The organism is Pelobacter propionicus DSM 2379, from assembly GCF_000015045.1.
Lineage (GTDB): Bacteria > Desulfobacterota > Desulfuromonadia > Geobacterales > Pseudopelobacteraceae > Pseudopelobacter > Pseudopelobacter propionicus.
Genome location: NC_008609.1, coordinates 1,512,751 through 1,535,448, shown reverse-complemented (window position 1 = coordinate 1,535,448; position 22,698 = coordinate 1,512,751). Strand labels below are relative to the sequence as shown.

General features: G+C 61.5%; 20 protein-coding genes and 1 tRNA gene. 17 read left to right on the top strand and 4 right to left on the bottom strand.

The window, feature by feature from the left end:
* Nucleotides 1–10: 10 nt before the first annotated feature.
* Nucleotides 11–1,045, bottom strand: a complete 1,035-nt coding sequence (locus tag PPRO_RS07145; protein WP_041532199.1) for a hypothetical protein — start codon at nucleotides 1,043–1,045, stop codon at nucleotides 11–13.
* Between the two features lie 173 nt (nucleotides 1,046–1,218).
* On the opposite strand from PPRO_RS07145, the gene PPRO_RS07140 reads away from it, so the two are divergent.
* The 3 genes from PPRO_RS07140 (at nucleotide 1,219) to PPRO_RS07130 (ending at nucleotide 3,046) form a co-directional block, all read left to right on the top strand.
* Nucleotides 1,219–1,746: a YkgJ family cysteine cluster protein gene (locus PPRO_RS07140; RefSeq protein WP_011735344.1), complete on the top strand. Its 528-nt coding sequence runs from the start codon at nucleotides 1,219–1,221 to the stop codon at nucleotides 1,744–1,746.
* Nucleotides 1,747–1,879: 133 nt separating this feature from the next.
* On the top strand, nucleotides 1,880–2,200 hold the full coding sequence (locus PPRO_RS07135; RefSeq protein ID WP_011735343.1) for a hypothetical protein: 321 nt from the start codon (nucleotides 1,880–1,882) through the stop codon (nucleotides 2,198–2,200).
* Between the two features lie 285 nt (nucleotides 2,201–2,485).
* Nucleotides 2,486–3,046, top strand: a complete 561-nt coding sequence (locus tag PPRO_RS07130) for a lipid-binding SYLF domain-containing protein (protein WP_011735342.1) — start codon at nucleotides 2,486–2,488, stop codon at nucleotides 3,044–3,046.
* A 214-nt stretch (nucleotides 3,047–3,260) separates the two neighbouring features.
* On the opposite strand, the gene PPRO_RS07125 is transcribed toward PPRO_RS07130, so the two are convergent.
* Complete coding sequence (locus PPRO_RS07125) at nucleotides 3,261–3,779, bottom strand: Lcl C-terminal domain-containing protein (RefSeq protein WP_011735341.1); 519 nt, start codon at nucleotides 3,777–3,779, stop codon at nucleotides 3,261–3,263.
* Between the two features lie 374 nt (nucleotides 3,780–4,153).
* Between PPRO_RS07125 and PPRO_RS07120 the strand changes: the two genes are divergently transcribed.
* The 4 genes from PPRO_RS07120 to PPRO_RS07105 are packed head-to-tail and all read left to right on the top strand — an operon-like array spanning nucleotide 4,154 to nucleotide 8,514.
* Complete coding sequence (locus PPRO_RS07120) at nucleotides 4,154–4,822, top strand: cobalamin B12-binding domain-containing protein (protein WP_011735340.1); 669 nt, start codon at nucleotides 4,154–4,156, stop codon at nucleotides 4,820–4,822.
* Complete coding sequence (locus PPRO_RS07115) at nucleotides 4,819–5,856, top strand: uroporphyrinogen decarboxylase family protein (RefSeq protein ID WP_011735339.1); 1,038 nt, start codon at nucleotides 4,819–4,821, stop codon at nucleotides 5,854–5,856. Before PPRO_RS07120 ends, PPRO_RS07115 begins: the two co-directional genes overlap by 4 nt.
* A 1-nt stretch (nucleotide 5,857) precedes the next feature.
* A complete protein-coding gene (locus PPRO_RS07110; RefSeq protein ID WP_011735338.1) occupies nucleotides 5,858–6,442 on the top strand; it encodes a DUF1638 domain-containing protein in 585 nt (194 codons plus the stop codon).
* Nucleotides 6,439–8,514: a hybrid sensor histidine kinase/response regulator gene (locus PPRO_RS07105; protein ID WP_011735337.1), complete on the top strand. Its 2,076-nt coding sequence runs from the start codon at nucleotides 6,439–6,441 to the stop codon at nucleotides 8,512–8,514. The genes PPRO_RS07110 and PPRO_RS07105 overlap by 4 nt, the downstream gene beginning before the upstream one ends.
* A gap of 319 nt (nucleotides 8,515–8,833) precedes the next feature.
* On the opposite strand, the gene PPRO_RS07100 is transcribed toward PPRO_RS07105, so the two are convergent.
* Together PPRO_RS07100 and PPRO_RS07095 are read right to left on the bottom strand one after the other, a co-directional pair.
* Nucleotides 8,834–8,908: transfer RNA gene (locus PPRO_RS07100), tRNA-Val, on the bottom strand.
* A 96-nt stretch (nucleotides 8,909–9,004) separates the two neighbouring features.
* Nucleotides 9,005–10,549: a hypothetical protein gene (locus tag PPRO_RS07095; RefSeq protein ID WP_011735336.1), complete on the bottom strand. Its 1,545-nt coding sequence runs from the start codon at nucleotides 10,547–10,549 to the stop codon at nucleotides 9,005–9,007.
* Nucleotides 10,550–10,670: 121 nt separating this feature from the next.
* On the opposite strand from PPRO_RS07095, the gene PPRO_RS07090 reads away from it, so the two are divergent.
* The 10 genes from PPRO_RS07090 (at nucleotide 10,671) to PPRO_RS07045 (ending at nucleotide 22,634) form a co-directional block, all read left to right on the top strand.
* The gene (locus tag PPRO_RS07090; RefSeq protein ID WP_011735335.1) at nucleotides 10,671–11,651 is read left to right on the top strand and encodes a DUF4140 domain-containing protein; all 981 of its coding nucleotides are present in this window, start codon (nucleotides 10,671–10,673) and stop codon (nucleotides 11,649–11,651) included.
* 195 nt (nucleotides 11,652–11,846) lie between these two features.
* Nucleotides 11,847–12,815: a GDP-L-fucose synthase family protein gene (locus tag PPRO_RS07085; RefSeq protein WP_011735334.1), complete on the top strand. Its 969-nt coding sequence runs from the start codon at nucleotides 11,847–11,849 to the stop codon at nucleotides 12,813–12,815.
* A gap of 9 nt (nucleotides 12,816–12,824) precedes the next feature.
* The gene (locus PPRO_RS07080) at nucleotides 12,825–14,159 is read left to right on the top strand and encodes a flippase (RefSeq protein WP_011735333.1); all 1,335 of its coding nucleotides are present in this window, start codon (nucleotides 12,825–12,827) and stop codon (nucleotides 14,157–14,159) included.
* A gap of 6 nt (nucleotides 14,160–14,165) precedes the next feature.
* On the top strand, nucleotides 14,166–15,005 hold the full coding sequence (locus tag PPRO_RS07075; protein ID WP_011735332.1) for a class I SAM-dependent methyltransferase: 840 nt from the start codon (nucleotides 14,166–14,168) through the stop codon (nucleotides 15,003–15,005).
* Nucleotides 15,002–16,153, top strand: a complete 1,152-nt coding sequence (locus PPRO_RS07070) for a glycosyltransferase family 4 protein (RefSeq protein ID WP_011735331.1) — start codon at nucleotides 15,002–15,004, stop codon at nucleotides 16,151–16,153. Before PPRO_RS07075 ends, PPRO_RS07070 begins: the two co-directional genes overlap by 4 nt.
* Before the next feature lie 21 nt (nucleotides 16,154–16,174).
* Complete coding sequence (locus tag PPRO_RS07065) at nucleotides 16,175–17,374, top strand: glycosyltransferase family 4 protein (protein WP_011735330.1); 1,200 nt, start codon at nucleotides 16,175–16,177, stop codon at nucleotides 17,372–17,374.
* The gene (locus PPRO_RS07060) at nucleotides 17,367–18,143 is read left to right on the top strand and encodes a glycosyltransferase family 2 protein (protein ID WP_041532198.1); all 777 of its coding nucleotides are present in this window, start codon (nucleotides 17,367–17,369) and stop codon (nucleotides 18,141–18,143) included. The genes PPRO_RS07065 and PPRO_RS07060 overlap by 8 nt, the downstream gene beginning before the upstream one ends.
* A gap of 3 nt (nucleotides 18,144–18,146) precedes the next feature.
* Entirely contained in the window at nucleotides 18,147–19,337 is a 1,191-nt protein-coding gene (locus PPRO_RS07055) for a glycosyltransferase family 4 protein (RefSeq protein WP_011735328.1), read from the top strand.
* A gap of 47 nt (nucleotides 19,338–19,384) precedes the next feature.
* The gene (locus PPRO_RS07050; protein WP_011735327.1) at nucleotides 19,385–21,817 is read left to right on the top strand and encodes a YfhO family protein; all 2,433 of its coding nucleotides are present in this window, start codon (nucleotides 19,385–19,387) and stop codon (nucleotides 21,815–21,817) included.
* A 10-nt stretch (nucleotides 21,818–21,827) separates the two neighbouring features.
* Nucleotides 21,828–22,634, top strand: a complete 807-nt coding sequence (locus PPRO_RS07045; RefSeq protein WP_011735326.1) for a tRNA1(Val) (adenine(37)-N6)-methyltransferase — start codon at nucleotides 21,828–21,830, stop codon at nucleotides 22,632–22,634.
* Nucleotides 22,635–22,698 lie beyond the last annotated feature (64 nt).

Genomic DNA, 22,698 nt, shown 5'->3' with positions numbered 1-22,698 from the left:
GCCGGCAGCCCTATCCCCCGGTCATGGGCGCCGTAAAGGGGCCGAGGATGGAATAGGCCTCCATGCGGGAGTACCTTCCGTTGCCGTCCTGGGTGAACCAGACGAAGCACGCGCTCTCACCGGGGGAGAGGCGGTAGGTAAAGACGCCGGACTGACGCCTCAAGTAGCTTGAAAACAGGTGCCTGCCCCCCATGGCGCCTATCTCCGCCAGGGTCAGCTCCTTCAGCAACGGCCTGGGGCGGGACGGAAACAGGAAGAGTACATCCGAGAAGCGACGCTTCTGCCTGAAGGCATTGACCAGAAAGACAAACCGGCCCCCCGGCAGACGGCGGACAACGGCCGCCGGGCCGAAGAGCGGCAGCTTTTCCGCATCCACAAGGGCATCGGCGGCGTGGTACTCGATGCTGCCGTAGCCATGCCTGGCCGGATCATATCCCGTGGCGTAATTGGATGCGGTGGCACGCAGGGCAGCCTTGACGTCGAACCAGTTCCAGGATGGGTGGCGGTATTTCAGACAAGCCATCAGGCCGGCGACCTGGGAGGTAACTCCCGATGCGGTCCCGCTCCCTCCCCTCCCGCGCATATAATCGGACGCAACCCCGAACTCGATGCCGCCGCCGCTTTCCCCCCCCAGCCGGTTGACCGTCACGAACGCCGCCGGCGGCGGAGCCTGCAGCGGCTGTGTCCGGCGTGGTTCATAGGCATACACGTGGACCACGCCGCTGTCGACCAGCTTGCGGTAACCGACCGAATCATAGAGGTAGTTCCAACCGCTGAAACTGGAACTTAAGATCGTCGCGCCATGGGCCAGGCCGTCGGCCAGCAGGGCGTCGGGCACTAGATAGGGACGGCCGTTGTGCTCCGACGACGCGGTGACCGACACCTGGGCAGGTCCCAGACCGGCATCCAGCACAGCTCCCCTGGCATTCTCGATTCCATGCAGGGTATTGATGCGCAGCCTGACCGGAGTACCGGCCTGGCAGAACCGCGGCGTAACGACCAAAAGAGCAACTGCCACGATTAGCAGCAGAACTTTCCCGCTCACGCCCCGCTCCGGCAACGGCACACGCGCAGCTTGCGGGCACAACCGTTCTCTCCCCTCCACAGCCAACCTCCCTCCTCCGTCCTGCTGACAGGGGCCACTGCCGACCACGGAGCATCGCTCCTGCGGCACCAGCCATGCTTCTCTGATACCATAGAAACAAGGGAGTAATCACCATGGAAAATGTTCTCGACAACTACCGCCAGTTGCTGGCCCGCGTGGATGGGCTCTGCGCCGGAATCCAGGACGCGCTGGCGGAGCAGATCACCTGCTCCGAGGGATGCAGCGACTGCTGCACCTCCATCACCGTCTTCCCGGTGGAAGCCGCTGCCCTGAAACAGGCCCTGGCGGACCAGACGGAAGAGCAGCAGACGGCCATCCGCGATCATGTGACGGAGCACGCCGGAGGGGAACGCTGCCCTCTACTCCGCGACCGGCGCTGCCTGCTCTACCGGGCACGCCCCATTATCTGCCGCACCCACGGCCTGCCGATCCTCTTCACCGAAGGAGATGCACAGCGCCTGGACTGCTGTCCGCTCAACCTGGCCAGTCGGGAATCCCTCTCCGGCTCCAGCATCATCGACCTGGACCGGCTGAACAGCGTGCTGGTCGCCGTCAACTCCCTCTACCTCAGGCAGATAGAGGCGCCTCCCGATTTCCCCCAGCGCCTGACCATCGCCCAAGCGCTCCTCTCCGGCACGTGATCGCCTCACCGCCAAAGCGGCCACATGCTCTCCTGTTGACAAACAGCGCTTCTCTTATAGAGTTATTGCTGAAAAATGTTCAAACAAAAGACAGGTAACGCCTTGTCCATGAATGTGATCAAAGGAGACGGATATGATTGCGAACCGGTTGATTGCACTGATTATGGCGCTAGTACTGACGGTTGGCTGCATTCCCCGCGCATGGGCCGCGGACGAACCGGCAGCGCAGATAGAGGCGCAACCAGAGACACATGGGGGTGCAGCGGTCGCCGCGGCGCTGAGCAATACGATTTACGTTCCCGGCAAGGCGATTCTCTGCGCCACGAGCGCCGTTCTCTGGACCGCGGCCATGCTGACCACCTTCGGCGCCTGCTACAAGGAATGCGCCCATTTCGCGCATGACAACTGCACGGGAAAATGGATGGTCACCCCCGACGATATTACTGCTCCGTAGCCGAAGGGATGGGCACAGATCCGCCACGAGCGGAGGATGAAGCAACTTCACCACAATGGCCCTCCTTCCCGGGGACCGCATTGCGCATGCAAGGAAACCGCCCCGGTTATCCGACCGGGCGGTTTTTCCATATCGAGCGCATGGCTTCAAACAGCCTCTATTCAGTTGAAATTACAAGCAACGATGTCACACTCATCACAAATTGTGTTCTCTGCCCCCTATGCCGTCCCCCAGTATCCAGCGCACCGTTCGATCCACCCAGCACACGACAGGAGGAACAAACACATGGAAATAAAGATCAGAACCATCGTGGCCCTGCTTATCACGTTCATGACAACAGCAATCCTGACCGCCCCCCGTCCGGCCATGGCAGCCGATGCGGCGGCAATCGACCGCGAGTCGAGAGCCGTCCTCCAGGAACTGTACCAAACGACCCCTTTGGCCAAAACACTTGAGAAAAAGGCAAAGGCCGTCCTGGTCTTTCCCGGCATCCTTAAGGCCGGTTTCATCATCGGCGCGCAGGGCGGCAATGGTGCACTGTTTGAGAACAATAAAATCGTGGCTTATTACAACATTGCAGCGGCATCCTACGGCCTCCAGGCCGGTGCCCAGGAGTTCGGCTATGCCATGTTCCTAATGACCGACTCGGCACGGGCCTCTATCGACAAGAGCGGCGGCTGGGAGATCGGTGTCGGCCCGAGCATCGTCGTCGTGGACGCCGGTGTTGCCAAATCATTGACAACTACCACCGCTAAGGATGACGTGTACGCCTTCATATTCAGCCAGAAGGGGTTGATGGCCGGTCTGGGCATTCAGGGATCGAAGATCACCAGGATCAATCCGTAACCGCCACAGGTACGGGCATACCCTGTTGGATGGTTACGGAGCTTTCAGGAATCACACGTCTCGCTCGGTCATTCCTGCCTCCTTAACGAAAGGCCAGAAGTATTACGCTTCTGGCCTTTCGTTGATTCGGAATGCGAGTCGGATCAGGACAGCTGAAGCATGATCAACCAACACGTTCGCTCCCGTGAAAGACTCCTTGTTTCCTTGCAGACACCTATTTGCTCTCTGGTGACTGTTCCCCCAATTGGACATCATGAACGGGCCACACATAGAATTCCTTTTCCTTATTTTCGCTGCGTGGCACGCCATTACACATGTTGATGACGTCCGCGTAGGCGGTATTGTCTTCGTAAGAAGTCGACGACCAGTAAAAGTTGGGTTGAACACCATGGAATCCTGTTCTGTTAAACAGTTCGTAGGGAGGAGCAAAATACGTTCCGCCAATGTAGCCAGCACGCATGGCATAATCCGCAAGGGTCATCAACTCTTCCCGGCTTGGAAGTTTCCAATTCTTTGCATCGGCGTATCCTTCCTCGTTCATCTGTTTGACGAGATCGGTGGCGCCTGACCAGCTCAGCTTGGCCAGATCAGCATCCCGTGTCCACGTCAGACCAGTGTGCGTATCCTCCACTGTCTTGCCGGATACGACAAAGCGATTGCCACCCGCCAAAACCGTTCCAACCCACAGTAGTGTCATCAGCGCTCCAACCAGCATCAACAGTATCCGCTTCATACATCGCCTCCCGCCTAGGGCTTGATTGCGTAACCAGGATTCTGTACCATCGTTGTTCGTTCATAACCAGCAAGGCCCTTTCGTCATCATACCCTGCTTCGTTCAAAAGTCCAAAAGCAGGGAATAGCGGAGGGGCTATCGGAAGGCCAGGCATCAGGCAACTAAGGAAGAGACAACGAACCTGCCCATGAGCGTTGTTAGTGGTTCCTTGCAGGAAAGAGCAGCACTCTGTCCGCGGCCTGTGCAGTTCCGGTCGGCATGGTATGCGTCAGGCAACGGGAATAAGGCGCCGGTTTGGCTTGTCGGCCGATTTTAGCTATACTCCTGATACTCCGGTTACATGCCGGCTTTATTCGCCTATGCAGGAATTTATAATGGAAAACAGATATCTGAACGACTATTTCGACGCCGTTTTCGATACCGACCGTGATCGGGCTTTAGAAGTTATCCGGCAGGCCTTGGATGGTGGCGTTACCCCCGAAGAGGTCATTTTCGGGATCATCGTCCCCTCCATGGAGAAGATGATCGGCGGTATGGTGACCGATTCGCTGGTTACCCTCTCCCAGCACTTCCTGGCGTCCCAGATTGCCGAAGAGGTCACCGACATGCTGATTCCCCGCTTTGCAACCGCGCCGGAGATGCAGGGGCATGTGATAATCGGCAGCAGTTTCGGCGATTTCCATGGTCTTGGGAAGAAGATCGTGGGGGGCTGCCTGAGAGCCAAGATGTTTCAGGTGACCGACCTGGGAATCAATGTCCGCCCTGAGCGTTTCGTGGAGGCGGCGGTGAACGGTGGGGCCCAGGTGATCAGCGTATCCTCCATGATGGTCCACACCGCCCTGGGGGATATGGGTTCCAGACGAGTACGGCAGCTGCTCCGTGAGGGGGGGCTGGAAGAGCGGATCAAGCTGATAGTGGGAGGCGCCCCCTACCGCTACGATGAGCAACTCTACCTCCAGGCGGGGGCAGATGCCTGGGCGGCAACGGCAGTGGAGGGGGCGGAGATCATCTCCCGCCTGATCAAGGAGGTACGTGCGCAATGACCGGAATGCAGCGGTTCCAGGCAATCATGGCCGGCCAGCTCCCCGATCGGGTACCAGTCCTGTGCAATCTGCTGGACCAGGGAGCCCGTGAGCTCGGTATGAGCATCAAGGAGTACTACCGGCGCGGCGAGAACGTGGCTGAAGGGCAACTGCACATGCGGAAGAAGTACGGCTACGATAGTCTACTTGGGCTGTTCTATGTAGCCATGGAGGCGGAGATGCTCGGCTGCCGCTCAATCATCTACGCCGAGGACGGCCCACCCAACGTGGGACAGCTGATCATCAGCGAGCCGGAGGATATCAGGAGGCTCCAGATACCGGATGACATGGAAGAGCTGCCTCGTTTCAGGGAACTGTCCGCCTGCATCCGCATCCTCAAACGGGAGGCGGCGGGACGCTTCCCGGTGATCGGTGTGGTGACCGCGTCCTTCACCCTGCCCGCCATGCTGATGGGCATCTCCGGATGGCTGAATCTCTTTCTCAGCGGGCCGACCGAACTCCGTTCGCTGCTCTTGGAGAAATGTTCCCAGTTCTGCCGTCGCCAAATCCTGGCGCTTCGCCAAGCCGGAGCCGACCTGATTGTCTACACCAATTCGGTCGGCACGGCCACGTTCGTCACATCCCGCCAGTTCCATGATCTGGTACTCCCCTCGGTGCTGCGGGATCTGGAGGGGATAGGAACAGGTGATCTGGTCTATTTCAACGGTGGCGGCCAGATCAATCCCCAGCTGAAGACACTCGTGGAGCAGACCCCTCTGCGGGCATTCTACATCAACCCCTTCGACGATATCGGCGAGGCAGCCGGGATGCTGAACGGCCAGGCACTGCTGGTGGGCACGATCAACGACATCCGCTTGATCAACGGCAGCAAAGAGGAGATCGATGATCAGGTTAAGGGCATCATGGAACAGGGCAAAAGGGTGACCGGTTTTGCCTTTGGCACGCTGATGATGCCATACGTCATCCCGGAGGAGAATATCCGCGCCATGCTGGAGTCAGCCTATCGGTACGGAAGCTACAAGAGGGGGGCCTGATATGGGCGCCCCCCTGACTATGATCGCCTGCGGAATCCTGCGAAAGGAGATCGACTTCCTGATCAGGAAAAACCACTGGGCGATCACCCCCCTGTTTCTTCCCTCAGGGTTGCATGTGGATTTTGAAAAACTCAGGCACGCCCTGGAGGAGTGTCTCAGACGCCACGACCGGTCGGCCATGCTGTTCTACGGCGCCTGTCACCCCCTTATGGAGCGGATACTCGAGGACGCCCATTGCATCCGCACGCCCGGCCAGAACTGCGTGGAGATATACCTGGGGCGCGAGTTATTTGATCGTGAACTGGCCGCTGGCGCCTTCTTCCTGTTCGAGGAGTGGGCTCTGCACTGGGACAGTATCATCGGCGGCAGCCAAGGGATGTCCCCTTCGGTTGTGGCCGACATCTTCCGGTCGGCCCACCAGTACCTGCTGGCCATCCGCACCCCCTGCTCGGGTGACTTCACGCTCCAAGCCAAAGAAATCTCCCGCAGCACCACTCTGGACCTGCGCTGGATCGATGTCGGGCTTGAGGAACTGGAACGGACCCTGAAGGCAACCATCCGGGCCGCGTTCAAGGACGCTACGTGAACGAAGAATCCATTACACCGCCGGGAGAACTGGAAACGCTGCGCGGCAGGGTGACCGACCTTGCCCGGGATAATGCCCACCTGAAACTGATCAACCGCATGCTGCTCAGCCTCACTTCGGCCAGTGGCCTGGAAAACGTTGTTGAGCAGATCCTTCGAACCCTGATGGAAACCATCGGCGCGTTCAATCTGCTGGTTTACTACCTCGTCGATGGCCGTTGGCACTGCCGCGATCTCTTCGGAAGCGCCCGTGAGATGGAGTCGCCCGACACCCCCCTGGTAGCAGCCTGCGTACGGGAGCGTATCTTCCAGCGGGAACAGCAGGATGCGCGGGAGTTTCTCCCCGGTGACAGTCGCCCGGAGAACTGGGCCTTTCCCCTGCTGGTGCAGCAGCGTCTGGTGGGAGTCGTGGTGATGGAGGGGATGATCATCGCTCACGACTCCATCCGCATCCAACTGCAGCCATTCTTCGTCTACGCAGCCTTGATGCTCGGCAACGAGATCTCCAACTACAGTGTGCTGGAACAGACCCACCAACAACTGCTCCAGACACATCAAGCCCTGGAACGAGAAACGACTGCTCGCCAGGAGGCGGAGAAACTGTACCGCATGCTCTTCGAGCAGTCCCCTGACGGCATCATGCTGATCGACCCCGAATCCTTGAGAACACTCCGTTGCAACCATGCCGCCCACCGGATGCTGGGCTATTCCCTCGACGAGTTCGCGGCCCTGGCGATACCGGACGTTGCGGCGCAGGATGATCGGAATGAGGTTGCTCGGCGCGTCCGAATTGCTTTGGAGCGTGGGGACCACACCTTCGAGGCCAGATTGTGCGCCAAAGGTGGGGAGTTCCGCGATGTGCTGGTGACCATGAGGATGATGACAACAGCCGGGCGCCCCCTACTGCACACCATCTGCCGCGACATTACCGATACCAAGAAGATGGAACAGGACCTCTTCAAGAACCAGAAGATGGAATCCATCGGCCTTCTTGCCGGCGGTATCGCCCACGACTTCAACAACCTGCTGGCCGCCATCATGGGCAATATCTCGCTTGCCTCCATGTTACTCCAGCCTGGCTCCCGTTCGGTTTCTCTACTGGCCGAAAGCGAAAAGGCTTGTTTGCGCGCCCGCGACCTGACCCTCCAGCTACTGACCTTCTCCAAAGGGGGCGCTCCGGTCAGGAGGCTTGCCTCCGTCGAGCAGATCGTGAGGGAGAGCGCCTCCTTTGTCGTACGAGGAAGCGGAACCTTCTGCAACTTCCACGTAGCCAACGGACTCTGGCAGGCGGAAATAGACGAGGGACAGATCAGCCAAGTGATCCACAACCTGGTGATCAACGCGGTGCAGGCCATGCCACACGGTGGAGTCATCACCATCACCTGCAGCAACGTTGCCGCTGTCACGGAGGGGGAGGCAGACCTTGTCAGGATCGACATAGAAGATCAGGGAGAAGGGATTACGCCCGAGGTCCTGCCCCGCATCTTCGATCCCTACTTCACCACAAAGCGGCAAGGTAGTGGCCTAGGACTGGCATCCTCCTACTCCATTATCAGAAATCATGGCGGTTACATCGAAGTTAATTCGCCGCCCGGTAAGGGAGCCATCTTCAGCATCTTTCTCCCGGCCACGGTGGCCACTGTACTCCCTCCCTCGGTCGAACCCCATCAGATCCTGACACGCCCTTGCAAAATCCTGGTTATGGATGATGAGGAAATGCTGCGGGACGTCATCACCTCCATGCTGAATATGCTGGGGCACCGGGTTGAAACAGCCTGCGACGGAAAAGAGACTCTGACCCGTTACCAGCGGGCTCGAGACAGTAGAGACCCCTTCGATGCGGTCATTCTTGATTTGACGGTCCCGGGAGGAATGGGGGGCAGGGAAACCATGGCGCGCCTGCGGGAAATCGACCCGGAGGTAAAGGGGATAGTCTCCAGCGGCTATGCCAGTGACATGGCACTGCCCGATTTCCGCAGTCACGGGTTCTGCACCATTCTATCCAAACCCTACAGCATGCAGGATCTGATCAGGGTGCTGGAGGAACTGTTTACCCAAGACGCTCCCACCTGACGATCATCCCCGACTGCAGACCGCCAGCACCTCATCGGATCACCCGAAACAAGACTACTCGACATTTCTGCACCAAAAGCCTTGTGCCACAAAGGCATCAAGCCAATAGTGTCGAGTAGTCACAGTTCAAGGGGATCGTCTCCCTACGGGCTGCATTGCCCACACGAAGAAACCGCCCTGGTTAACCGGCAAAGAGAAAGCCGCTTTCCCATCAGGGAGGCGGCTTTGTTGCGTGTGCGCTGCAGGTCACTGTGCGCTCCATATGTGTTCCATATAAACAACAAAAGGGGCTAGCTTTTCAGCTAACCCCTTGATTTTGTGGTGGGCGCTACTGGGATCGAACCAGTGACCCCTGCCGTGTGAAGGCAGTGCTCTCCCGCTGAGCTAAGCGCCCGGAAGCATCTTGATACCAGACAGGCCGGTTTCTGTCAAGCCCCTCGACAGCACGAACACCACAAAACCGGCAGGGACAACCCCGGCCATGCTCCCCTCAGGTCGTTTTTTCCGTCTCGGCGGCAGACTGCCTGCTCATCTTTGACTCCAGGTAGCGGGCAACATCACACAGATCGTCCGACGCCAGCAGAGGCATGAGAATCGACAGGGAGCACTGCACCCGCTCCTCGGCACGTTCACTGCCAAGGCCGCTCCCCTCCAGGAGTTCCAGCAGGTACTCCAACAGCGCCGTCTGCTCTGCCGCGGCGGTGATGCGCTCGGGAGCCACCACAAAGAGCAGGTAACGGGCCATGGGTCGCAGAACATCGGCCAGCCCATCATCTCCCAGAAGCGATTCCATGGCCGCAGCCACGCTTCCCTTTTCAGCCGTATTCAGGTTCCTGCGCTCCACAGAGGAGACGAGATACTCCAGGCCAGCCCGCCTGCTCGTCGTGTCCCCGGCCCTGAACAGCATAAGCTGCGCCGCCTGGAGCCTGAGCGCCTCATCCTCCCCCGGCCGCAGGAAGCAGCGCAGCATCAGGACGACCTTTTGCCGGCCCGCGGCGCTCAGATTCCGGTCATCAAGCCTGTTCTTGATCTGCTCCAGAAGTTCCCGTTTGTTGGGGTATTCATCGTACTTGATGCCCATGATCATGCCGCGCACATCACCGTCGTCCGTCGCCTCCCAGAGTTCTTCCAGCGCCTGCATGATACGACGGCAGATGATGCCGACTTTTTCCTCCTTGGGAGGCTCGTTCACACTCCAGGAGTCGGGATAGGTATCAAGGATCGCATCCACCGTGGCCGGATCCTTGATCTTTTCGATCACATAGGCGAAATAGCCGACCATCTTCAGCTGATAGGTCTTGCCTCCCTCGCTGAGCGGCCTGATCAGGTCCTCCAGGAAGTAGGAGTTGAGACCCGCGGCGCCACTGCAGAGGTAGCGGTGAACACTGTCGGCCTTCTCCACCTGGCGCTCGATGTATTTCTGGTGCAGAATCTCGCCCAACTGGGTCGAGGCGACCTTCTTGAAGAAGACGCTCAGCAGGTTACAAGCATGGTGTTTGACGGAATGCTCGGCCTCATCGGAGAGCACGATATCAAGGCAACCGTCGAAGATCTTGACCTGTTCGGCCTCGTCGCTGGACGAATCGATGTACTCCTCCAGGATGGCGATGATCTCCACCATATGCTCCCTGTTGCGGCTGTTGAGCAGGGTCAGCAAGGTATCCCGCAAACTGTTGGCGTCGATGATGCCGAAAAGGAACCGGACCGCTGCGTTACGCTTGGCCGCCCCCTTTCCTCCGGCTGATTTGAGCAGCGCCAGGATGCTCTCGCCCGGATCCGCCACCCAACCCGGAATCAGAGTCTCAAGTATCACCTCGGCCTTGCGGCGCACGCGCATGTCAAGGTCGTAGACGAAGTACTTGGCCACCTCGATCTTGAATTCCCGGCTGGCTGTGGAAATATCAATGATATCGAATGCCGCCACCTTGTCCTTGGAGGAGAGCCGCGCCAGGGCCCGCTTGGCCTTGGCTGCGTTATTGATTTTTATGTGAAAATTGACTATGTCCTTGACCGATACCTCATCATCGTAATCCATGGGTGCTCCCCTCCCGGAACTGTGCGAAACGTGCGAGATTATAGCCCGAACCCCCGCCCGGCGCAACCGCGGGCGACATAAAACCGAAGACCGGATCGTACGGTCACGGAAGGAGCTCAGCATGAGACATGTCGTACTCACCCTGATCCTGTCGATGCTCACCACCGGCAACGCCCTGGCAGCTACCAGGGTCATCACCTGCTTCTCGGACGGAGCGATCGTGGAAATCGAGGCAACCGCCACACGGGGAAGGGCGGAAATCCCTCTCCAGGCCGGCATGATCGACAACAGCCTGCGCATCAGACCGCTGGGGAGCGCACGCATCCGGCAGGTCCGGGTCGTGCCCCTGCGGCCGGACGCGGCCAGGGAGCGGGAGATAAAAACGCTCCTGGAGCGCAGAAGCCGCCTGGAGGACCGCATCCAGGCCCTGGCGACCCGCGAGGAGATCTTCACGTCGGCCGTCAAGGCCCAGAGCAGCAAGGCGCCGCGCAAAACCAAGAACAACCCCGACCCCCTGCTCACCCTACGCCAGGGAACGGATTTCGCCATGGCACAACTGGAAGCGGTCACTACAGCGCGGCGCGGGACCATGGGTGAGATGCGCCGCATCGACGCCCGCATCGCTGACCTGCGCGAGAGGAAGAGCGCCGGGGGATCCGCGGCCCGGCTGGAGGTGACACCCGCCAACGGCCGCGTCAGGGCCCGCTACGCCCTGGCCGGACGCTCCTGGGCACCTCGCTACGACCTGCGCATGCACACCAACGGCACGGCGGGCCTGACTCTCTATGGCCAGCTGCCACCCGTGCCGGCCGGCTATCTGCTGCGCGCCTCGCCGGGCGCCATGAACGACTCCGCCCTGGCCGGCGCACTACCCGCTTCGGCCGGCACGCTCTCCCGTCTGATGGAATTGACCCTGCCGGCGGAGGAGGTGAGCTTCGACAGCGGCCTGCGCAGTTCCTTCTCCGCCCTGCTGACAAATACGGGATCAAACTATCTGCCGCCAGGCGAGGCCGCGCTCTACCGCAACGGCGAATACCTGGGCAGGCTGGCCTTCGACGGCATCTCCTCGGGCCGCAGCAAAAGGATTACCAGCGGAGAATGAGCGTCGCCGCAAGCCTCCCGGAGAAAAAACATGGAGCTTGGGGCCTGAAGTATGCTAGGTTTCCCGGTTGTCCGGCGGCCCGGTTTCCAATCCGGCGGATCAGGGCGCCTGCGGGGCGTGGCTGATCGGGGGTCAAGCGCAGATGGCGGACGGCTCCGGTTGCAAAAAACAGCTTTTCGGCACAGGGAGGTGGCGGTGAACAGGGATGCGAGAATATATGTGGCAGGCCACCGCGGCATGGTCGGTTCCGCCATCGTCCGCCAGCTGCGGGCCAGCGGGTATGAGAACCTCATCCTGCGCACCAGCAAGGAACTGGACCTGCGCGACCAGCAGACCACGGCCCGTTTCCTGGCGGAGGAGCGGCCGGAGTACGTCTTCCTGACAGCCGCCAGGGTAGGCGGCATCGTTGCCAACAGCAGCTATCCGGCGGAGTTCATCCACAACAACCTGCTGATCCAGGAGAACATCATCCACAATTCCTGGAAAAACGGCGTAAAACGGCTGCTCTTTTTGGGCAGCACCTGCATCTACCCCCGACTGGCCCCCCAACCGCTCAAGGAAGAGTACCTGATGAGCGGCCCCCTGGAGCCGACCAACGACGCCTATGCGGTGGCCAAGATCGCCGGCATCTACCAGTGCCGCTCCTACAACCGCCAGTACGGCACGAACTACCTGGCCATCATGCCCAACAACCTCTATGGCCCGGGCGACAACTTCGACCTGGAGACATCCCACGTCCTGCCGGCCCTGATCCGCAAGTTCCACGAGGCGAAGGAGAGCGAGGCCTCAACCGTGACCGTCTGGGGGAGCGGCTCCCCACTACGCGAATTCCTGCAGGTGGACGACCTGGCCGAGGCTTGTCTGTTCCTGATGAACCTGGACGACGACCGCTTCGATACGCTGCTGAACGACCCGGTGGCCCCGGCTCTGATCAACGTCGGCTCGGGGGAGGAACTTTCCATCCGCGACCTGGCGCTGCTGGTGAAGGAGATCACCGGTTTTGACGGCGAACTGCTCTTCGACCGGGACAAACCGGACGGAACCCCGCGCAAACTGGCCGACCTCTCCCGCATCCACACACTTGGCTGGCGCCACAGGACCGGGCTCAAGGAGGGGATCGCGGCAGCATACCAGTGGTTCCTGGAGAACGGGAGCGGTCGGTGACGGGGCGCTATGCATAAAACCTGGATGCGATTCCTGCCGTCATTCATCAGCAGACGGCTTGAGAATCGCCATGAACTTCAGCGCGCCATCGACAACACCGGCTGGCTCTTTGCCGACAAGCTGCTCAGAATGGGAGCGGGACTCCTAGTCGGCGTCTGGCTGGCCAGATACCTGGGTCCTGTCCAGTTTGGCCTGCTGAGCTTTGCCGGCTCATTTGCCACCCTGTTTTCCGCTCCGGCGCTCCTGGGGCTGGAAGCCATCATCGTCCGGGAGCTGGTGCGAACCCCCACGGGGCGGGAAGACCTGCTCGGCACCACTTTTTTCCTCCGCCTTCTCTCCGGTGGTATCTCCTTTGCGTTGGCAATGCTCACCATCGTCATCATCAGACCCGGGGAACCGCTGACCCGGCTGCTGGTGGCGCTGGCATGTTCCATGCTGATCTTTCAGGCCTTCGACGTGATTGACCTCTGGTTCCAGTCCGAGGTCAAGTCCCGCTACGTGGTCATTGCCAAGAACGGCGCGTTCCTCTGCAGCACGGCAGTGAAGGTGGCGCTCATACTGGGCAGGGCGCCTCTTTTCGCCTTCGCCCTGGCCAATGCCTTGGAGATAGTCCTGGGCGCCCTGGGACTGATGGTTGTCTACCGCCACGATGGGCAGTTCATGTCACGCTGGCGGGTACGGACGACCAGGATCAAGCAACTACTGTCGGAAAGCCTTCCCTTGGTCCTTTCCGGAATCGTTTTCATGGTCTACCTGAGGGTGGATCAGGTACTGCTGGGACAGATGGCCGGCGACGGAGAAGTGGGAATCTACGCGGCTGCCGTGCGTGTGGCCGAGATCTGGTATTTTATCCCCACCGCTGTCGTATCATCGGTCTTTCCCACCATCATCAAGGCAAGGGAGTCCGATGAGGACGAGTTTTACCGGCGACTGCAGAGGCTTTACAACCTCATGGCCTTTATGGGATATATGGTCGCAATCCCCCTCACCTTCTGCGGTGGATTTATCATCAACCTGCTGTTCGGCCCGAAATATGCCGCCGCCGGCCCGATGCTTACTTTGCTGGTCTGGGCAGGACTGTTCGCGAATCTCACCGTGGCGAGGAACGCCTTTCTGTTCGCCATGAACTGGTCGCGGGTGCTGCTGGTGGCGGTAACCCTGGGCGCGATCACAAACGTGTTGCTCAACGTCCTGCTGATCCCACGTTATGGCGGCATGGGGGCGGTTGTCGCATCGCTAGTTTCCTACTGGGCCGCCGCCCACGGCATCTCCTTTCTCCATCCATCACTGTTCAGAACCGGCCGGATGCTGACCCGCGCACTCCTGATGCCGAAATTTTGGTAACTATCCATGAAACAGTCAGGCCTGGCGAAAAAACAATACTGGGACGACGTGTACGGGGCCCTGTCCGATACGAACGGGGCGGACTGGAGTCCGCGGGGCTATGAGGAGCGAGTACTCGGTCACGAGCTGGACCGGGTGCTGCGCCACTTCCGTCCCGCCTCGGCGCTTGAGGTCGGCTGCGGCGACTCCCCCTGGCTCCCCTATCTGGCCAGGGAGTACCGCCTTGAGATAGCCGGAATCGACTATTCCGAAAGGGGATGCGAGCTTGCCCGCCATCGTTTGCGGCAGTCGTCCACCCGGGGCACGGTGTATTGCCGCGATCTGTTCACTCTTTCCCCCGAGGAGACCGGAACCTTTGACCTGGTCTACTCCCTGGGGGTGGTGGAGCATTTCGCCGACCTGAACAACGTGCTCTCCCGCCTGTTGCGCTTCGTCCGCCCCGGCGGGGTGCTGTTCACCTCCGTGCCGAACCTGCGCTCCCTGCACGGCCTGGGGATGTGGCTCTACCAGCCGGAGGTGCTAAAAAAACACCGCGTCGTCACCAGGGATGAGCTTGCCCAGACCTACCAGAGGCTCGGCCTGAGTGGCATACGCACGGGCCATGCCGGGCTCGCATCGGTGGGCATCGTATCCCGGGGCGTCCAGCCCCGTTTCAGACGCCTGGACGGCCTGGTGGCCCCCCTGGCCCAGGGAGCGAACATCCTCTTCCAGATGATCATGAAGCGCCTGCCGATTACCGGCGGGCTCCCCTGGCTCGCCCCCTTCATCGTTGCCAGCGGCGTCAAAAACGATCCCGGAGTTCCTGCCAGTCAAGAGAACGTCCGGCGGGGACGGGACGGATCATGACGGAGCTTTCCCTGGGGGGACGTAACATCGTCTTTCTGTTCGGCAGCTTCGACCTGGGTGGCGCCGAGCAGCAGGGGCTGCTGCTGGCGGATCACCTCCACGCCACCCATGGCGCCGACGTCAAGGTCCTGGCCCTGGACCCGCGACCCGGCAGGCTGTCGCACTTGTGCGATCAGCGGGGGATCCCCTGGAAGGGTATCCCCTTCCACTGGGGGCTCAGCCGCCGCTGGTACTATCTGCCCCAGGCCATCGCCGCCCTGCGGGCCGAGAAGGCCGATGTGCTCATCTCCTCCACCTGCGTGCCCAACCTGGTCTCCGCCATCGGCCGGCGGCTGGTGAACGCGAAACTCAGCGTCTGGCGTCAGGAGGACGAGGGGTTGCTCATGAACCGCCTGCCGCTGCATCGCTGGGCCGTACGACAGCCGCACTGCTTCATATCCAACTCCTCGGGCGGCAGACGTTTTCTCGTCGACACCTACGGTATTCCGGAACAGAAGGTCCACCTGATCCGCAACGGCATCACCCTCAGCGCGCCCCTGCAACAGCGCGACCAATGGCGGGCAGAGCTCGGCCTGCCCGACAACGCGCCCGTTGCCTGCATGGTGGCCAACTTAAGCCGCTACAAGGATCACGAGACACTGCTGCGTGCCTGGCGGCTGGTCACCGAGGCCCGATACGGTGCCTCCCCCGTGCTGCTGCTGGCAGGCAGGTTTGACGACGCCGCCCAGCGTTTGCGCGCACTGGCCGCTGAACTGAATCTCGCCGATTCCATCAGGCTGCTGGGTCCTGTGGCAGATGTGTCCGGTCTGCTGCATGCGGTGGACCTGTTCGCCTACAGCTCGCGGAGCGAGGGGATCCCCAACGCGGTTCTGGAGGCCATGGCAGCCGGCCTGCCGGTTGTGGGCACCGCCATACCCGGCATTCTGGAGGCAGTGGGAGCGGAGGGAGCGGCATTCCTGGCGCCGGTGGGCAACCATGCCGCCATGGCGGAAAAAATCTGCCTGCTGCTGGAAAACGCGCCTTTGCGAAACGAGTACGGCTCGATCCTGCGCCAGCGGGCCGTCAGCCTGTTCAGTCAGGAACAGATGTTCAGCGCCTCCTGCCAGCTCATCGCCAGCGCCCTGGCTGCGTTGGAAACCCCACGATAACAGCCGCAAACCGGACGCTTCATGCCACTTCTCGACGACATGCTCATCACCAAACTCAGCCGCACGCCCTTCATCCGCCTGCTCGTACGGCTGGCCATGCCGCTGGGCTGGCTGCTGCCGTTCCGTAACCGTTCTGCCCTGTTCTTCTTTTTCCCCTTCCTGCATGTGGGGGGGGCAGAGCGGGTGCACGCCGCCCTGATTGGCTGCGTAGCCGACAAACGCCCCTGGGTCTTCTTCACCAAACGCTCGGACAACCAACGCTTCCGCCCGCTGTTCTCGGCCCGGGCCAGGCTGTTCAACATCTGGTTCCTGCTTAAACACGGCTATCCCTTCAGCATCGGCATCATGGCCGGCCTGATCAACCGTCACAAACGTCCGGTGGTGTTTGGCAGCAACAGCCTGTTCTACTACCTGCTGCTGCCCCATCTGCGGCAGGGGGTGCGGCGTCTGGACCTGCTGCACGCCTTCGGGGGGGGAACGGAAGAATTCAGCCTGCCGGCAGTGCCTGTACTGGATGCCCGGGTCCTGATAACCTCCCGGACGAGAGAGGATCTGGCAACCCAGTACCGCGACAGGGGGATTGATCCGAATCTGCTGGAGCGGGTTGTACTGATACCGAACGGCGTTGAAGTCCCCCCCTCCCCGCCCCGCAGAAAGCGGGAGGGGAAACTGCGCATTCTGTACGTCGGTCGCGCCTCCGAAGAAAAGAGAGTTCATCTGGTGGGCAGCATTGCCGCCGCCTGCTCTCAGCGCGGCCTAGCGGTCAGCGTTACCCTGGTCGGTGACATTGCCCCGGAGACGCTGGGCGAAGGGGCGGCCCGATCGTGCATCTTTAGCGGTGAGATCCATGACCGGGAAAAAATGGACAGACTCTATGCCACAGCCGACCTGCTGCTGCTCACCTCCAGCCGGGAAGGTTTCCCCCTGGTGATCATGGAGGCCATGGCCCATGGCGTGGTTCCCCTTTCAACGGCAGTGGGCGGGATCCCGGAACATCTGCATCATGGAGAAAACGGCTGGCTGATCGGGAACCATGATGACCAGGAGCTGATTGTGGAGAGCGCCTGTTCACTCATTGCCCAGGCATGCTCCGATCCACAGCGGCTTGAAACGATGTCCCAGGCCGCACATGAGTATGCCGCCGCCCATTTTTCATCGGCCCGTTTCTGTGAAGCATACCGCCGGATTCTGGCGCCTGGCGGATATGATGCCCATGCCTGAGGTCAGCGTGATCATACCCTGCTACAACCAGGGACAGTACCTGCACGAGGCGATTGACTCGGTGCTGGGGCAGACCTTCAGCGACCTGGAAATCATCGTGGTAGATGACGGCTCCAGTGATCCGGCGACCCGGGAGGTCCTGGACGCCCTGAATCGAACGGCCACCAGACTGCTGCGGCGTAAAAACGGCGGCCTGGCCGCGGCTCGTAACAGCGGCATCAATGCGGCACATGGACGCTACATCCTCCCCCTGGACTGCGACGACCGCATCGCTCCGGATTACATCAGGCAGGCCCTAGCTGCATTTGAATCCGACCCGCTGTGCGGCATCGTCTACTGCCGGGCCGAAAAGTTCGGGGCCGAGCAGGGGACCTGGCGGCTCCCCCCTTTCAGCAGGCTCCGCATGGGGCTGGGTAATGTGATCTTCTGTTCCGCGCTCTACCAGAAGAGCGACTGGCAGAGGGTGGGGGGGTACGACGAAAACCTGCAACGGGGGTGGGAGGACTGGGACTTCTGGCTGGCGCTCCTGGAGCTGGGGCTCACCGTGCACTGCCTGCCATACGTCGGATTCCACTACCGCAAGAGCGAAAGCTCCATGGCCAGCTCCATGGATCCCGTGCTGAAGGCAAACCTGCACCGACAGCTGATGCATAAACACCCTGACTTCTTCGGCCTCCTTTCCCGTACGCCACAGCCCCTGCTGGAGATCTATTACCGCATGGCAGGGAGCGGAATCTATCGGCGCATCAAACGAAGTGGGGGACGCTGAGCCATGAAGATCGTATTCCTGGCCCCCTTCGGCATCCGCCCCAAGGGAACCCTTCTGGCACGCATGCTTCCGTTGGCAATGGCCCTGAAAAAAGCCGGCCACGAAGTAATGATCATCGCCCCCCCCTACACCAACCCCGAAGACGCGGGGAAAGAGGAAACGGTCCAGGGGATCAGGCTGAGGAACATCCCCTTGGAGGCGCCCCCCGCCGCGACTACCCTGCTGCTCAGCCTGCGCATGTACCGGGCCGCCATGGCTGAGCAACCCGACCTGATCCAGCTCTTCAAGCCCAAGGGGTACGGCGGGCTGGCAGCCATGTACCTGGCCCTGATGCGCCGCCTGCGGCCCGACCTCCCGCCGCTTCTCGTGGACAGCGACGACTGGGAGGGCAAGGGCGGCATGAACGACCTGCTCCCCTACTCCCCTGCCCAACGCCTGGTGTTCCAGATCCAGGAGCAGTGGCTGCTGCGCCGGGCCGATGCCGTCACCGTTGCCAGTCGGGAGCTGCAGCGCCGGGTGACCGACATGACCGGGGGGAGGCAGACCGTGCTCTACCTCCCCAATGGCGTCACGCCCGGCCGGCGCGGCGATGGAGCGTTAACACGGCAGCGGTTCGGCATCCCGGCCGATGCGCCGCTGGTGCTGCTCTACAGCCGTTTCTTCGAGTTTCAACAGCAGCGGCTGCACGACCTGTTCGCCGAGATCCACGCCAGGGTGGCGGGGGTGCGCTTCCTGGTGGTGGGCGCAGGCAGAGATGGGGAGGAAGAGCTGCTGCTCCGGGCCGCCCGGCAGCGGGGCTTTGACCAGGCCCTGGTCATGGCCGGTTGGGTCGAACCGGAAAACCTGGCCGACCTCCTGGCCGCCGGAGACGTGGCCCCCTACCTGTTCGACGACACCCTGATCAACCGCACCAAGTGCCCGGCCAAGCTGACCGAGCTGGTTAATGCCGGGGTGGCGGTGGTAGGCGACCGGGTCGGCCAGCTGTGCGAGTACCTGCCCGAAAGCCGCGACACGCTCTGCTCCCCGGGGGAGTGGCGGCGCATGGCGGCACAGGTCGTGCGACTGTTGGAGGAGCCCTGCCTGCGCCGGAACCTGGCGGATGAGCAGTACGCCCATCTGCAGATGCAGTTCAGCTGGAGCAGACTGGCCGAGCCGCTGGAGCAGCTGCTGCGCTGCCTAGTTCACAAACGTTGACGCCGGAATTCCCCCGGCCGTCCCCAAACACACCCACGGAGATCTCCATGACCGAACGCAGGAAAAACCTGCTCTGTCTGACAGCACTGCTGGGATTGATGATCCTGCTCTTTTCGCGGATCCTCTTCACCGACAGAATCGTCCGCGCGCCGGACATCCTCAACGAATCCTACTGGTGGCTGAAGAGCTACGCCGACATGGGCCTGGCCGATCTCTTCCGCTTCAACCTGACAGCCGACTGGAATCCGCTGATCAACAGCGGCCACACCACCAACGGCGGCATGGTCTCCCAGCAGTTTCTGCTGTACCAGCGGCTGATCCTGCATTTCATCCCTCCCCCGGCAAGCGTTGCCTGGTTCATGGTGCTGCACCTGTTTCTGGGGGGCGCGGGAGTCTTCTTCTGCTGCCGCCTGGTGGGGTGCAGTGCCTGGGGAGCCCTCCTGGGTGGCGCCATCTTCGCCCTGGCGCCGGAAAACGTCTCGCTGATCAACGCCGGCCATGTGATGAAGATCGCCACGATCAGTTTCGCTCCCTGGGCATTCTACCTGCTGGAGCGGGGTTTCCAGAGCCGTCGCCTGATCTTCTTCATGGGCTGTGGCCTGACCCTGGCCTTTCAGTTCTTCAACACCCACTGGCAGATCGCCTTCTACACCTGTCTCTGCCTGGGGCTGTACGGCCTGCTCCGCTCCCTGGGCATCCTGTGCGCCACAGAGGGGAAGCCACCTTTCCCGTTGCTCCGCCTGCTGGCATGTAACCTGGTGGTGCTGCTGTTCTTCCTGACCAGCGTATCCATCTCCCTGCTCCCGCTGGCGGACTGGTCCAAGGACACCAACCGCGGCGTCCAGAGCGGCGCGAACCAGGGCAAGGGGGGACTAGAGCGGGATGAGGCCATGTCCTGGTCTCTGCCGCCGGAAGAGCTGGCCGGCTTCGTCATCCCCGGCTTCTTCGGCCTCTCCCGCCAGGAGGCAGGCCCGAACCCCGCCTCCATCCGCAGTTACTACTGGGGCCGCATGGTGTTTACCCAGACCGCAAGCTACATGGGGCTCATACCCTGGCTGCTGCTGCCGCTGCCGCTCCTGTTCCGCCGCGATCGCTACACCTGGCTTGCGCTCCTGGCCATTGGGGGAGGGGTGCTGTTTGCCATGGGCAAGTACACCCCCTTCTACAACCTGCTGTTCGACATCTTCCCCGGCATCAACCGCTTCCGGGTTCCCAAGATGATCATGTTCATCCCGGTCATGGGCCTGGCACTGCTTGCCGCCAGGGGAGTGGACCTGCTGCGGGAGGAACGGGTGCGGCGGAGCATCGCCTTCCAACGCTATCTGCTGGGGGCGGGGGGGCTTGCCCTGTCACTGTTCCTGCTGCTGGCCATCGAAGCGGTGGGCAGGGAGTTCTGGCTCTCCACCATCTCTCCCCTTTTGGCCCAACCGACCCGTTACGAACAGGGGCCCCAGCTGGTCATGCAGCGCTGGAATAACCTGGTGATGGAAACCGCCATTGCCGCGGCGCTGGCATCCACCTGCGTTGCCAGCCTGTACGCCCTGACACGGGGCTGGCTTTCCTCCCGACTGCTCCCCTGCGCGCTGCTGCTGCTCTTCCTGGGAGACGTGACCAGGATCAACGACAAATTCCTGTTCCTGGTGGATGTCCCGGAGAAGAGCAGTAACAGCCGCACGGCGGTGATCGACTTCCTCAGCCGCTCGCCAGGGGAGTACCGGACCCTGCCCATGAACAACGACGACCCGATGCTCTACGCCAGCAACGGGATTCCGGTCCTGTATACCTCCAACCCGGTCCAGCAGGTGCGCTGGCAGGAGTACCTGGATGCCTTCACCCTGAACTCGTCCATGCCGGACCAGATGAACCTCAGGTACCTGGTGCTGGATGCCGGACAGTACGCCCGCGAAAAGAAACGCATCCCCCGCAAATTCCAGCCGGTATTCCTGTCTCCCGACCACCGGGAGCTGGTGCTGGAAAACCGGGACGTGCTTCCCAAGGCGTGGCTGGTTTCCACGGCACGGGTTGTCCGGGAGGGAGAGCAGACCCTGCGCATGCTCCAGGATCCCGGCTTCGATCCCACGGCCACCGCCCTGGTGGAGAGCCCGCCCCCCATCCCCCTGGCCACGACAGTCCAAACGCCCCCATCCCCTCCCGGAACGGTCGCCATCAACCAGTACGGGAGGGAACGGATCGAGCTCATGGCGATCTCCCACGTGAACAGCCTGCTGGTACTGGGTGAAAAGTACTTCCATGGATGGCGGGTGCGGGTGGATGGTCAAACCGCCACTATCCATCCGGTCAACCACGTCCTGCGCGGGGTCTACCTGACGCCGGGAAGGCATAGGGTTGAGTTTGTCTTCGACCCGCTCCCCTTCAGGATCGGCAAATGGCTGACCCTGGCCTCCTTCGCGTTCTTCGCCGGTATGCTGGGACGGGAGTGGCTGATGCACAGGAGAACGGCAGTGAACAGCGGACAGTGAGGAGCGGACAGTGAGGAGTGAGAAGAAAACGCCGCGCCTGGTCACAGACCACCTGATACCAGTCACCGATCACCAGTCACCAGCGAGTAGTGATGAGCTGACGCTGGACTCGCTGCGGCGCTTCGACCTGGCTATCGCCCAGCCGCGCCAGGGGTACCGTTTCTCCCTGGATGCGCTGCTTCTGGCGGATTTCGTCGCCTGCGCCGATGATGCCCGCCTGGCCGACCTGGGAACCGGCTGCGGCGTGATCCCGCTGCTCCTCTGCCGCCGCTTCGGGTCGGCAACGGCGGTGGGATTCGAGAGCAACGGTTCCATGGCCCGGCTTGCCGCGGAAAACGCCCGGCGTAACGGGCTGGAGCAGCGGGCGGCGTTTGTTGAGCGGGATATCCTGGAGCTGCGGCGTCACTACCCGGTCTCCAGCTTCGACGGAGTCACCGCCAACCCCCCCTTCCGCACCCCCCAGAGCGGCAGGATCAGTCCCCGGGCCGGCCGGGACACGGCGCGCCACGAGTCAAGCGCCGGCTTGTCCGATTTTCTGGCAACGGCCAAATACCTGGTCAAGCCGGGGGGCAGGATCTGGTTCGTCCATCTCCCCGAGCGGCTGGCCGAGTTCATCCATGTGGCAGCGGGGCTCAACCTGTCACTGCTGCGACTGCGCATGGTCCACCCCGACCAGGGCTCGCCGGCCAGGATATTTCTGGCCGAGCTGGCCAAGGGGCGCAAGGGGACAACCATGGTGCTCCCGCCGCTGCTGGTACGTCGCCAGGACGGAGCGTACACGGCCGAAGCCGGCCGCATACTGGGGGAAACGCCCTGAGTGGCTTCGGCGCCCCTTTCCCTTTGCATGCCCGCAAAAGTGTGCTATAGCTCCCCTATTCTTT